At 66.1% G+C, this 11,679-nt stretch carries 13 protein-coding genes; 7 read left to right on the plus strand and 6 right to left on the minus strand.

Annotated elements, in window-relative coordinates; genetic code table 11:
* The first annotated feature begins 5 nt into the window (after positions 1-5).
* From N2602_RS08305 to N2602_RS08315, 3 genes are read left to right on the plus strand one after another with little or no spacing between them, the layout of a single operon-like run.
* Complete coding sequence (locus tag N2602_RS08305) at positions 6-659, plus strand: amino acid ABC transporter permease (protein WP_172788145.1); 654 nt, start codon at positions 6-8, stop codon at positions 657-659.
* On the plus strand, positions 656-1,387 hold the full coding sequence (locus N2602_RS08310) for an amino acid ABC transporter ATP-binding protein (protein ID WP_260382309.1): 732 nt from the start codon (positions 656-658) through the stop codon (positions 1,385-1,387). The genes N2602_RS08305 and N2602_RS08310 overlap by 4 nt, the downstream gene beginning before the upstream one ends.
* Positions 1,388-1,398: 11 nt before the next feature.
* A complete protein-coding gene (locus N2602_RS08315) occupies positions 1,399-2,682 on the plus strand; it encodes an FAD-binding oxidoreductase (RefSeq protein WP_260382310.1) in 1,284 nt (427 codons plus the stop codon).
* A gap of 51 nt (positions 2,683-2,733) precedes the next feature.
* Here the strand turns inward: N2602_RS08315 and N2602_RS08320 are convergent, their stop codons facing one another.
* A complete protein-coding gene (locus tag N2602_RS08320) occupies positions 2,734-2,958 on the minus strand; it encodes a hypothetical protein (protein WP_260382311.1) in 225 nt (74 codons plus the stop codon).
* Positions 2,959-3,105: 147 nt separating this feature from the next.
* Positions 3,106-4,695 (minus strand): gamma-glutamyltransferase family protein, encoded by a 1,590-nt coding sequence (locus tag N2602_RS08325; RefSeq protein WP_260382312.1) that lies wholly within the window; start codon positions 4,693-4,695, stop codon positions 3,106-3,108.
* Positions 4,696-4,814: 119 nt separating this feature from the next.
* On the opposite strand from N2602_RS08325, the gene N2602_RS08330 reads away from it, so the two are divergent.
* Positions 4,815-5,588, plus strand: a complete 774-nt coding sequence (locus N2602_RS08330; protein WP_260382313.1) for an enoyl-CoA hydratase-related protein — start codon at positions 4,815-4,817, stop codon at positions 5,586-5,588.
* A gap of 158 nt (positions 5,589-5,746) precedes the next feature.
* Here N2602_RS08330 and N2602_RS08335 read toward each other — a convergent pair whose 3' ends face one another.
* Both N2602_RS08335 and N2602_RS08340 read right to left on the minus strand, forming a co-directional pair.
* Positions 5,747-5,923 carry a hypothetical protein gene (locus N2602_RS08335; protein WP_172788150.1) on the minus strand — a complete coding sequence of 59 codons (177 nt, stop codon included), beginning with the start codon at positions 5,921-5,923 and terminating at the stop codon, positions 5,747-5,749.
* A 9-nt stretch (positions 5,924-5,932) separates the two neighbouring features.
* Positions 5,933-6,166: a DUF6894 family protein gene (locus N2602_RS08340; RefSeq protein ID WP_025032002.1), complete on the minus strand. Its 234-nt coding sequence runs from the start codon at positions 6,164-6,166 to the stop codon at positions 5,933-5,935.
* Between the two features lie 200 nt (positions 6,167-6,366).
* Here N2602_RS08340 and N2602_RS08345 point away from each other — a divergent pair, with 200 nt between their 5' ends.
* The 3 genes from N2602_RS08345 to N2602_RS08355 all read left to right on the plus strand — a co-directional run bounded on the left by N2602_RS08345 (position 6,367) and on the right by N2602_RS08355 (position 10,506).
* Entirely contained in the window at positions 6,367-8,454 is a 2,088-nt protein-coding gene (locus N2602_RS08345; RefSeq protein WP_260382314.1) for a sorbosone dehydrogenase family protein, read from the plus strand.
* Positions 8,411-9,349 (plus strand): SMP-30/gluconolactonase/LRE family protein, encoded by a 939-nt coding sequence (locus N2602_RS08350; protein ID WP_260382315.1) that lies wholly within the window; start codon positions 8,411-8,413, stop codon positions 9,347-9,349. The genes N2602_RS08345 and N2602_RS08350 overlap by 44 nt, the downstream gene beginning before the upstream one ends.
* Positions 9,350-9,480: 131 nt before the next feature.
* Complete coding sequence (locus N2602_RS08355; RefSeq protein WP_260382316.1) at positions 9,481-10,506, plus strand: histone deacetylase family protein; 1,026 nt, start codon at positions 9,481-9,483, stop codon at positions 10,504-10,506.
* A 30-nt stretch (positions 10,507-10,536) separates the two neighbouring features.
* Here N2602_RS08355 and N2602_RS08360 read toward each other — a convergent pair whose 3' ends face one another.
* Positions 10,537-11,268 (minus strand): 4'-phosphopantetheinyl transferase superfamily protein, encoded by a 732-nt coding sequence (locus tag N2602_RS08360; RefSeq protein ID WP_172788154.1) that lies wholly within the window; start codon positions 11,266-11,268, stop codon positions 10,537-10,539.
* 218 nt (positions 11,269-11,486) lie between these two features.
* Entirely contained in the window at positions 11,487-11,660 is a 174-nt protein-coding gene (locus tag N2602_RS08365) for a hypothetical protein (protein ID WP_172788155.1), read from the minus strand.
* Positions 11,661-11,679: the final 19 nt, after the last annotated feature.

The raw sequence follows: 11,679 nt of genomic DNA on the forward strand, positions 1-11,679 counted from the left end.
GCCCAATGAAAGGCTTCTGGCGCGACGCCGTCGAGTTCTTCCCGATCCTGCTGAACGGCGTCGCCCTGACGATCATCGTCACGGTGGGCTCGCTGCTGCTCTCGACGGTGCTGGGCCTCGTCTGGGCGATGATGCGGGTCTCCGGCATAAGAGCGCTGTCGATGCTCAGCGCCAGCCTGATCAACGTGATCCGCGGCATCCCGATCATCGTGCTGTTGTTCTACCTCTACTTCGTGATGCCGGATCTCGGCGTCACGCTGTCGGCCTTGCAGGCCGCCATCCTCGGCCTCGGCATCGCCTATTCGGCCTATCAGGCCGAGAACTTCCGCGCCGGCATCGAGGCCATCGACAAGGGCCAGATCGAGGCGGCGCAGTCGATCGGCATGGGCTGGTGGCTCACCATGCGCCGCGTGGTGCTGCCGCAGGCGGTGCGCATCGTGCTGCCGCCTTACGGCAACGTCATGATCATGATGCTGAAGGATTCCTCGCAGGCCTCGACCATCACGGTCGCCGAGCTCGCGCTGCAGGGCAAGCTGATCGCGTCCTCGACGTTCAAGAACACCAGCGTGTTCACGCTGGTCGCCCTGATGTATCTCACCATGAGCATTCCGTTGATCCTGCTCGTCCGTCACTTCGAGAAGCGGGCCGGCAAGCGATGATCGAGCTGAGCGACGTCCACAAGAGCTTTGGCAAGGTCGAGGTGCTCAAGGGCATCACGGCGAGCGTCGAGAAGGGCGAGGTGGTCTGCATCATCGGCCCCTCCGGCTCCGGCAAATCCACCATCCTGCGCTGCATCAACGGGCTCGAAAGCTACGACCGCGGCGAGATCAGCGTCGAAGGCTTGAAGGTTGACCGCGACGCGCCGTCGATCGTGAACATCCGCACCCAGGTCTCGATGGTGTTCCAGCGCTTCAACCTGTTCCCGCATCGGACAGTGCTGGAGAACGTGATCGAGGGACCGCTCTTCGTGAAGAAGGAGCCGCGTGCGCAAGTGCTGGAGCGCGGCCGGACGCTGCTCGCCCAGGTCGGGCTTGCGGAAAAGGCCGACGCGCATCCGCCGCAGCTCTCCGGCGGCCAGCAGCAGCGCGTCGCCATCGCGCGGGCGCTCGCCATGCAGCCCAAGGCCATTCTGTTCGACGAGCCGACCTCGGCGCTCGATCCCGAGCTCGTCGGCGACGTTCTTGGCGTCATGCGCAAGCTCGCCGACGACGGCATGACCATGGTCGTCGTCACCCACGAGATGGGCTTTGCCCGCGACGTTGCCGATCGCGTGCTGTTCATCGATGGCGGTGTGATTGTCGAGCAGGGGCCGGCGAAATCGGTGCTCAATCAACCGCAGCACGCGCGGACGCAGGACTTCCTGCGCCGCGTGCTGCATCCGCTCTGACCGGACTCGCCATGACGCGCCTGCCTCTGCCGCCCTCGCTCTATGCCGATACTGCAGTCGCGCCGGTTGCCACGCCGCCGCTCGACGTCGACAAGAGCGTCTCCGTCGCGATCGTCGGCGGCGGGTACACCGGCCTCTCCACCGCGCTGCATCTGGCGGAGCAGGGCGTCGAGGCGCTGGTGCTGGAGGCGCAGGAGCCGGGCTGGGGCGCGTCCGGCAACAATGGCGGCCACACCAACCCCGGACTGAAGCACGATCCCGATCAGATCGAGGCCGATTTCGGCACTGACCTCGGCCGCCGCATGATCGCGTTCGCCTACGGCACGACCAACTTCACGCACGATTTGATCCGCCGTTACCAGATCCCGTGCGAGGCGCGGCAGAACGGTACGCTGCGCGCGGCTTACAATGAGAGCAGCGCCGCCGCGATCGAGAAGACCGCGCAGCAATGCATCCGCCGCGGCCTGCCGGTGACGTACCTCGACCGAGCGCAGCTCCGCGACATGACCGGCACCGACCGCTACATCGGCGCCATGCTCGATACAAGCGGCGGCGATCTGCATCCCCTCAGCTACGCCCGCGGGCTTGCGCGGGCCGCCATTTCGGCGGGCGCGACGGTTCATGGCGAGACGCCGGCGTTGTCGCTGCGCCGCGACGGCTCGCGCTGGCGCATCGAGACGCCGCGCGCGGTGGTTCATGCCGACAAGGTCCTGCTCGCCACCAACGGTTTTACCGACGATCTCTGGCCGGCGCTCCGCCGCACCATCGTGCCGGTGTTTTCCTCCATCGCCGCCACCGCGCCGCTCTCCGACGCGGTCGCCCGTTCGATCATGCCGACGCGCCCCGTTCTCTACGAGAGCGGCCACATCACGGTCTATTATCGCATCGATCAGCAGAACCGCCTGCTGATGGGCGGACGCGGCCCGATGCGCTGGATCAAGTCGCCGCATGACGTCGCCTATCTCATGCGCTATGCGGAGCGGCTCTGGCCGCAGCTCAAGGGCGTTGCCTGGACCCACGGCTGGAACAGCCGGCTCGCCATCACCAAGGACCATTATCCCCACGTGCACGAGCCGGCGGAAAGCGTTCTGATCTCACTCGGCTGCAACGGCCGCGGTGTTGCGCTCTCGACCGCGATGGGCGCGCAGCTCGCCCGCCGCCTGATCGGCGGCGCCAAGGCCGAGATCGACATGCCCATCACCGGCATCAAGCCGATCCCGATGCATGCGTTCTGGCCGGTCGGCGTGACCACCGCCGTGATCGCGGGCCGCGTGCGGGACCAGCTCGGCATATGAAAAAAGCGTCGCCCGTGAGGAGCGACGCCTTGTGTGAATTCCGGATCGGCTTTAGCAGCGACCCTGCTTCCACAGTCCGGGCGGGCAGCCGTAACCGCGCCAGCCCACTTTGCGTCCCTGCGACCAGCCGGGCGGCGTGCCATGGTAATGATGGCCCATCTTATGGCCATGACCATGGCCATGACCGCCACCGTGGCCGCCCTTGGCCAAAGCAGGGCTGGTGAATGTGAACCCGGCCGCAATGACCAGCGACGCAGCGAGCGCAAGTTTCTTCATATGTCCTCCAGGGGTGAGCGCACTTGTCCGTTCAATGAACGACGTTCGGCTGCCTAAGTTCCCCGCGAATGTGGAGGAGTCGTGACGCTCGCCTTGATGCGTAATCGCGCAAATGCTCAACGCGCGCTGGTTCTTCGATCCCCGCGGTCAGCTCTCCGCCACCGCATCGGCCCACGGCTGGAAAATCTCGACCGCGCCGGAGTTGAGCTCGCCCTCGCGCATCACGACGCTCGGGAAGGCGAACTTCTGCGGCACCGCCTGCAGCCGGCTCTCTTCATAGTCGAAGCGCGCGGCCAGCGCTTTGCGCACCTCCGCCGGCAGGCGCGCATCGCCGATCACCACCGCGCCTTCGCTGGCGTCGATGCGCGGCTGGTGGATGGCGGCGTCCAGGTCCATGCCGTAATCCATCGCGAATGACACGAGCTGCATCACCGCGGGCAGGATGCGGCGTCCGCCGGAGGCGCCGACGGCGAGGCGCTTGCCGTCCTTGGTCTCGGCGATGACCGGCGTGTAGTTGCAAAGGCAGCGCTTGCCCGGTGCAAGCGAGTTGGTGGTACCAGGCGTCGGGTCGAACCACATGATGCCGTTGTTCATGGTGATGCCTGTGTGCGGTGTCACGTAGCGCGAGCCGAACGACGAGAGCAACGTCTGCGTCACCGCCGCGATGTTGCCGTGACGGTCGACCACCGAGAAATGCGTGGTGCAGGCCGGCGCCAGATATTCGGCGCCGAGCGAGCGCTTGCCGTCGGCATCGCCCATGTCCTTGAGCCGCTCGCGGAAGGCGGCCTGCAGGGCGAGCGCATATTCGACATAGGCGCCGGCATCCGGCGCGCCTGCGGGCGTCAAGCTCTGCTGCAGCAGGCGCAGCGCATGCGCCATGGTCGGCCCCGCGGTGAGCTCGGGGGTCGCGAACACCCTGCCTTCGCGATAGGGGATCGCCAGCGGCTCGCGCAGATGGGCGCGGAAGGCAGCGAGATCCTCCACCGACAGCGAGCCGCCGTCGGCCTTGATGTCGGAAGCAATGCTCCTGGCGAGATCGCCTTGGTAGAAATCGCGAGCGCCCGCATCGGCGAGATGTGACAGCGTCGCCTTCAGGGCGTCCTGCGGCAGCCGCGTCTCGAACTTGATGCCCCAGGGCGCGGTCGGCGGCAGGCCGTCCTTCAGATATGCGGCCGCGCTCGCGGGATGGCGCCTGAGATCGGCTGCCGAGCCCGCGATCGTCACCGTCGTCCACCAATCGACCAGCAGGCCTTCGCCGGCGAGCCGAGCTGCCGGCGCGATCAGATCCTTCCACGGCATCTTGGCGTAGCGGCGATGCGCCTCTTCCATTCCGGCGACGACGCCGGGCACGGCAATCGAGCCGGGGCCGTGAATGTTGCGATCGCCTTTCACCCTTGGCCAGGGAAACAGGTCGGAGGCGGCGCCTTCGCCGCTGAGCGAATAGTCCTCAGTGCGCAGGCTCTGCGGCGCGCACATGCCGTAGTCGATCACCTCATAGCGATTTTCCTTGGCGCGGTAGAGCACCATCGCACCGCCGCCGCCGATGCCGCTGTTCCAGGGCTCGAGGACGTTGAGGGCAAATGTGGTCGCGACGATCGCGTCCACGCAGTCGCCGCCGGCGGCCAGCACCTGCGCCCCGACTTCAGCCGCCCGCCGCGATTGCGAGGCAACGATGCCGCCCTGGGATGTGACGGCGGGCTTGCGGACGGTTTGGTTGAGACTGAACTGCTGAGGCATGGTGTCGTCTTGATGCTTGTCGATGGCTTCGCTGCGTTGAATGCGAGGCTCCGCAATTGGCGAAGCGCGCGGACAATGGCACATTGCCGCCAACGAGAACATCCAAAGGGAGGCGCGGCATGGCTGGTGTGAAACAGGCGCGGGATGGCGCGGTCGGGATCCTGACGCTCGACGAACCGGCCAGCCTCAACGCGATGACGCCGGACCTGCTCGGCGCGCTCGCCGCTGCCGTGACCGAGATGACGCAGGACGAGGACATCCGCGCTCTGATCCTGACCGGCGCGGGGCGCGGCTTCTGCTCGGGCCAGAACCTGAAGGCCTCGGAGGCACTCGGCGAGGACATCGCGGCCGGCGTGATGCGCTTCTACTGGCCGGCCTTCAAGGCGCTGCGCGAATGCCGCGTGCCCGTCCTCGTCGCCGTCAATGGCGTTGCGGCTGGCGGCGGTTTTAGCCTGGCCATGGCCGGCGACATCATCGTCGCGGCGCGGTCGGCGAGCTTCATCCAGGTTTTCAGCCGCATCGCGCTGGTGCCGGATCTCGGCTCGACCTGGCTGCTGCCGCGACTGATCGGCCGGCAGCGCGCGCTCGAGCTGATGCTGCTCAACGAGCCGCTGACGGCGGAACGTGCCCAGGAGATCGGCCTGGTGCGGCAGGTCGTCGACGACGCCAAGCTGATGGACGAGGCGTTAGGTCTGGCCCGCCGCCTGGCGGAAGGCCCGACCCGCGCCTTGGTCGCAACCCGCACCCTGGTCGAGGAGAGCGAGCACGCGACCTACGAGGCGCAGTTCCGCCGCGAGATCGAGCTTCAGGCGGTGATCCGCAAGAGCGCGGACGCCATCGAGGGCCGCAACGCGTTCGTCGAAAAGCGCAAGGCGAGGTTTACGGGGAGGTGAGGTGGGGCACACTTTCTCCCCTCGTCATGCCCGGGCTTGTCCAGGCTTGTCCCGGGCATCCACGTCTTCGTATCGGCGCCCCCAAAACGTGGATGGCCGGGACGAGCCCGGCCATGACGAAAGATAAAAATGTCTGCAAAGGCGCGCTAAGCGCTGCCTCAGCGCATGCGATCCAGCCGGCTGGCCTGATACTTGGCGCGCCATTTCGGGCCCGGTCCGCGCATGTAGTGCAGCTCGGGGCGATAGGGGTTGGCCGCGACGCGGATCAGCGTCTGCCATCGGGTGGCGACGAAGCTCAGGGGCTGACGCAGCAGGCTCAGTGAAGCGAGCAACATGGCATCACCTCAATGCGGCTTGCCGAGCATGGCGGTGAAGGGGAGATCGAAGATCTCCTCGCCAGCGTCGTCGCTGACATGGATCACCCAGTCGCGCCAGTCTTCGGCACCGGGGGTCTGGATCATCGAGTTCATGATCTGAGCGGCGCGGTCGCGCGCCTCGGTCAGATTGGCGACGGCGGCGCCGTAGCGGTCGATCAGCGTGCCCTCGGTGTTGGAGCAGTGAAAATAGACCTGGACCATAGGCGCCTCCTGTAGAAAGCGATTGGGACGGCAAACCGATACCACCCCAAGCATTCGCGAAACATTCGGGTCGAGCCCGGTAAGGAAATCTACGGATATTGGTCGGACCCAAGGTCGTTACAGGTTTAATCACAGGCGGGTGATGACTGGACGGCGCCGCGGCGGCATGGAACAACGTCCGCGGGAAGGCGGGGGTCACCGTGAACCAGCTCACATTCGCGCGCGAACGCCGACATCTGCGCTTGCTTGCAGCGATTGTCTTTCCAGCGGTTTTGGCCGCCGCGCCGCTCGGCTTGGCCCCGGCCTCATCCGAGCCGGTCAGGAAGAGCGGCTATGCGATCGGCACGGAAGCCTGCGGCAGCGGCGAACTGGCCTTTCCCAGGATCCAGATCGACATGAAGGCGGGATTTTGCGCCGGCCTCGTCGCCAGCGAAGAGGACCGCCTCAAATTTCCGCGCGCGATCGTGCAGGTGCCGGGCCGCGACCTGTTCGTGGTCGCCGACATGGGCGGCTGGGGCCACACCGACGGGCGGCTGCTGCTGCTCGATCCGCGTGCGCCGCAGGGGCAACGCTTCAAGGATCTGCTGACGGGGATAGAATATCCGTTCGGCCTGGTCGTCGGCCCGGACAGGAAGCTCTACGCCTCGACCGCGGAGACGATCTTCCGGTTCGATCCGCTTGCCGACAACCCGCGCAGCACGGTCGAGACCATCATCCGTCACATGCCCGGCCGCCGGATCACGCTGCCGGATGGCAAGAGGGTCGATGAGAGCGCGCATCCGCTCAAGCAGTTCGTGTTCGATCGCGACGGCCGGCTGTTCGTCAATGTCGGCTCGCACAGTGACGACTGCATCACGCCTGCGCCGATCACGAAAGCCTGCGCGGCGGCCGAGGGCGCGTCCGCGCTGGCCTCGATCTGGCTGTTCACGCCGCCGGCAGGCGGTGTCTTTCCGGCATTGAAGCCCGGCGATCCCGACCCGCCGCACACCGTCTATGCGCGCGGCTTGCGCAACTCGATGGCCCTGGTGCTGCATCCGAATTTTCCGGATGCCGGCTACGCCTTCCTGCAGGGCGAGAACGCCCGCGACCTGCCCGACATCTTCAAGCCGAACGAGGAGATCAACGCAATCGAGCAGGGCAGGCACTATGGCTGGCCCTATTGCTACGATTTGTCGACGCCGAGCCCCGAATTCAGGCTGGTGCTGCAATCGGGGATCTACAAATCGCTCTGCTCAGCCAACGCGCTCTACAAGCCGCCGCTCTCGCTGATGCCGCCGCACGGCGCGCCGCTCGCGATGCTCTATTACCACGGCGCCAAATTCCCCGAGCTGGAAGGCAAGCTCTTGGTCGGCCTGCACGGTTATCGGCCGACCGGCAGCCGGCTGCTGGTCTATGACGTCGACGAGCACGGCTTTCCCAAACCCAGTGCGGCACCGGTGCGCTATCACGTGAGTTGCGCGGCCGACCCGACCCGCAGTTTCCAGACCGACGCCGGCGAGGTCGCGGCCGCGCCGTTCGAGGAGCTGATCGCAGGCTGGCATCGCGTCAACGGCGCGCGGCCGCAAGGCGCGCCGGTCGGCATGACGGTCGCCGAGGACGGCGCGATCTGGCTGGTCGAGGACAAGAACCAGACCGTGATCCGGATCGATCGCGCGGCCGGCGAGCGACCTCAGCCGCTCCCCTGCGATACGCGCAGCCAAGCGATGATCGACCAGCTCGCGGCTTTCGTCGCCAGGGATGCGCAGAACAGCGCTCGCCTCACCACCTTGCGCAAGGGCCTCGTCCAGAAGCATTGCGTCGGCTGCCATTCGGATTTCGGCCTGAATGCGGGGCAATCGGATGCGGAGAAGGACAGGGTGGTGCTGCACTTCATGCTGGCGCAGGACGGCTGGATCTATCCTGGCGATCCCGACGCCGGCAGGCTGCGCACGCGCCTGCGCGGCCTTGGCGCCGAGAAGCTGATGCCGCCCGGCGGTGAGAGCCTGCCGAAGACCGAGCCCGGCTATTCGCGCCTGCGCGATACCGCGGACCTGTTCGTCGCCAAAATGGTTCCGGGCACGCGGATGCGGATCAAGCCGGGCCCGCCGCAGCGGAAGTTTTTCAGCAAGGCCAACAAGGAATGCGGCGAAATACCGGCCGGAAAGGTCGTCGTCGTGACACAAAGGAGCGCTGTAGACAAACCCGGCTTCAGCCGATTCTTCCGGCCAGCCGATCCCTATCTGAATGGTGAGTGCACCGACGGCGATGGCTATTACATCCGGCAGGAACTTCTGGTGCCTGTGCAGTAGCATCCTGCTCGTCGCGACGCAGCCGGCCGCCGCCGAAACGAAATTGTTCGACAGCGCACAGGTGACGCCCGCTAGCGAATACACCTTCGGGATCGAAGGGCCGGCCGCCGATCTCGACGGCAATCTGTTCGTGGTCAATCTCGGCAAGCCCGGCACCATCGGCAAATTGCCCGCGGGCGGCGCCGCCTCGGAGCTGTTCACGACGCTCCCCGGCGGCAGCGTCGGCAATGCGATCCGTTTCGATCGCAGCGGCACCATGTTCATCGCCGACTACAAGAAGCACAACATCTTCGCGATCCCAAAGGGCGCGACCGAGCCCGCGGTGTGGTTTCACTCCGACGAGATGAACCAGCCCAACGACATCACCATCGCGCGCGACGGCACGATCTATGCGAGCGATCCGAACTGGAAGGGCCGCGAAGGCCACATCTGGCGCATCGTCAGAGGAGCGGACGGGACCGCGCAGGGGCAGGTGATGTCGGCACCGCGCGCGATGGGCACCACCAACGGCATCGACCTCAGTCCTGACGGCAAAACGCTCTATGTCGGCGAGTCCAGCAGCGGCCAGATCTGGTCCTATGCGATCAGCGGCAACGAGCTCACCGCGGCAAAACTGGTCAAGGCATTTCAGCCCGACACGATCGACGGCCTGCGCACCGATGTCGCCGGCCGCCTCTACGTCGCACGCATTCTCAAGGGCACGATCGCCTTGATGAAGCCGACCGGCGCGGTCGAGCGCGAGATCCCGCTGAAGGCCAAGGAGCCGACCAACCTTGCCTTCGGCGGCAGCGACGGCAAGACCGTCTTCGTCACCCAGCGTCAGGGCGGCTTCATCGAATCCTTCCGCACCGACCAGCAGGGCCGCGAGCACTGTCTCCAGCGCGGCCGCTGCTGAGCTTCGCAAGCGCTCTGCTTTCGGCGCAGGGCAGCGCGACGATGGACGGCATTCTTCTTGCTTGCATCCGGCGGCCGTGGCGATCAAGACTCTGCGGCACGTCCAGTAGCTTGCGACCACGGAGTGTTTGAGTGAAAGCCGTCCATACCGAACTGCACCGCAGCCACGATCCGCAATTCTTCCTGGTGCGCGGTGTCGTCAAGCGCACCACCGAGCAGCCCGAGCGCGCCGACCGCCTGCTCAAGGGGTTGAAGGACGGCAAGCATCAACTGGTCGAGCCCAAGACATTCGGGCAGGGGCCCCGCGCGCGCATTCACAGCCCGGAATACCTGTCGTTCCTCAGCGAAGCCTGGGACGCCTGGACCGCGCTCGGCGATTCCGGCCCGGAGATGATCGGCAATATCCATCCCGTGCGCCATGCCGCGACTTATCCGACCCATATCGTCGGCAAGCTCGGCTGGCACACCGCCGACACCGCGGCGCCGATCGGCCCGGGCACCTGGGCCGCGGCCTGCGCCGCCACCGACGTTGCGGTCACCGCCGCGCAGATGGTGATGGATGGCGAGGACGCCGTCTACGCGCTCTGCCGTCCGCCCGGCCACCACGCCTATCGCGACATGGCCGGCGGCTTCTGCTTCCTCAACAACAGCGCGATCGCGGCGGCGCATCTGCAGCAGAAGCACGAGCGCGTCGTGATCCTCGACGTCGATGTCCATCACGGCAACGGCACGCAAGGTATCTTCTATGCCCGGCCCGACGTCTACACGATCTCGATCCATGCCGACCCCGCTGCGTATTATCCCTACGTATGGGGCTATGCGCATGAGCGCGGCGAAGGTCCGGGCCTCGGCACCAATCTCAACATTCCGCTTCCCATCGGCACCGGCGATGACGGCTATCTCCAGGCGCTGGACATCGCGCGCAAGGCGATCGAATCCTTTGCCCCCGGCGCCCTCGTCGTCGCACTTGGTCTCGATGCCTCCGAGCACGATCCGCTGAAGGGATTGGCCGTCACCACACCCGGCTTCCGCCGCATCGGCCAGGCCATCGCGAAGATGGGCCTGCCGACCGTGTTGGTGCAGGAAGGCGGCTATCTCTCGGATATCCTCGGTGCCAACCTGACCTCTGTGCTGGCGGGCTTCGAAGACGCGCGGTGAGATCGCTTCGCCTCTTCCTGCTCAACGCGCTCACTCAGCCGCTTCGCGGAGCGGCCAGGCATGGCGGCTGATGGGAAGGCCGCCGTGCGCGCGGGAGCCGTCGGCGATCGCGAGGCGATGCGAGGGCGATGGCGAGCACAGCGAGAAGCGCCAGCCGTCCGGATCGTCGACGATGTCGGGCTTGAAGCTGATCTCGATGGCCTCGCGTGACACCTGCATGGCGAAGGCGTCGAGCGGCAGATTGAGCCCAAAGCCCCTGGCCTTCAGATAGGCCTCCTTGAGCGTCCAATAGTCGAAGAAGCGCTCGATCGCCGCGGGCTCCGGCAGTCCGCGCAAGGTTTCGACCTCCTCCGGCGCAAAGAAGCGAAGCGCGGTGGACAGCGGCGCGATGCGCCGCGACACGGTTTCGACGTCGACCCCGACGGCCTCATGCCGCGACACCACGCAGGCGACGCAGCCGTCGGCATGCGACAGGCTGAAATGCAGCGCGGTCGAGGTGGCCGGTGCTGCGACGAACGGCCGGCCATAGCGGCCCGCGCCGAACGACCAGTCGGTGGGTGCGACGTTGGAAGCGACCTGCGACAGCGCCAGGCGCAACATGGCATGTGCGAAAATGTACTGCCGCCGATGCCGCTCGAACACGAAGCGATCGGCCCGCGCCCGTTCGTCGACCGAGAGCAGGCGTCGGCACGCCTCGACCGCGCCCGGCGCGTCAATGGTCTCGATCAGTCCGACAAAGAGTTCGATTCTGTCGTCTGCCATCAATTGGGCCCATGGCGTCAGGCGAGGCCACATCCCCGGTCCCGACGGAAGAAGCAACTGCGCAAGAATCAGCCGAGAGGACCGTTCCTAGCGGTCCACCCGGGCGATTTCTTGTCGATTGTAGGCCGGTTTACAGGCGCAAGCTTGTGCGAGCCCCCAAGCTCGACAAGCAAGCGGCCGATCTGCGAAGACTCGTACGGCGTCCCCGACCGACGAATTTATTTCTTCTTCTTGGACTTCTTCTTCTTGGACGCGCGCAGAGCCTTAAGGCTGGCTTCGACATCCTTCAGCTCGGTCTGGAGTTTCTGCTTCTCGAAATTGAGCAGGTCCTGCAGCGCCTTACGGTCCTCCGCGCTGAGCGAGGTCTTCTTGGTAAATTTGATGAAACCCATAACACTCCCCGGGTTGAAA

The organism is Bradyrhizobium sp. NC92, from assembly GCF_025200865.1.
Taxonomy (GTDB): Bacteria; Pseudomonadota; Alphaproteobacteria; order Rhizobiales; family Xanthobacteraceae; genus Bradyrhizobium.

Coding starts and splice junctions, on each gene's coding strand:
- N2602_RS08305 (WP_172788145.1), top strand. CDS start 6: ATGAAAGGCTTCTGGCGCGACGCCGTCGAGTTCTTCCCGATCCTGCTG.
- N2602_RS08310 (WP_260382309.1), top strand. CDS start 656: ATGATCGAGCTGAGCGACGTCCACAAGAGCTTTGGCAAGGTCGAGGTG.
- N2602_RS08315 (WP_260382310.1), top strand. CDS start 1,399: ATGACGCGCCTGCCTCTGCCGCCCTCGCTCTATGCCGATACTGCAGTC.
- N2602_RS08320 (WP_260382311.1), bottom strand. CDS start 2,958: ATGAAGAAACTTGCGCTCGCTGCGTCGCTGGTCATTGCGGCCGGGTTC.
- N2602_RS08325 (WP_260382312.1), bottom strand. CDS start 4,695: ATGCCTCAGCAGTTCAGTCTCAACCAAACCGTCCGCAAGCCCGCCGTC.
- N2602_RS08330 (WP_260382313.1), top strand. CDS start 4,815: ATGGCTGGTGTGAAACAGGCGCGGGATGGCGCGGTCGGGATCCTGACG.
- N2602_RS08335 (WP_172788150.1), bottom strand. CDS start 5,923: ATGTTGCTCGCTTCACTGAGCCTGCTGCGTCAGCCCCTGAGCTTCGTC.
- N2602_RS08340 (WP_025032002.1), bottom strand. CDS start 6,166: ATGGTCCAGGTCTATTTTCACTGCTCCAACACCGAGGGCACGCTGATC.
- N2602_RS08350 (WP_260382315.1), top strand. CDS start 8,411: ATGGCTATTACATCCGGCAGGAACTTCTGGTGCCTGTGCAGTAGCATC.
- N2602_RS08360 (WP_172788154.1), bottom strand. CDS start 11,268: ATGGCAGACGACAGAATCGAACTCTTTGTCGGACTGATCGAGACCATT.
- N2602_RS08365 (WP_172788155.1), bottom strand. CDS start 11,660: ATGGGTTTCATCAAATTTACCAAGAAGACCTCGCTCAGCGCGGAGGAC.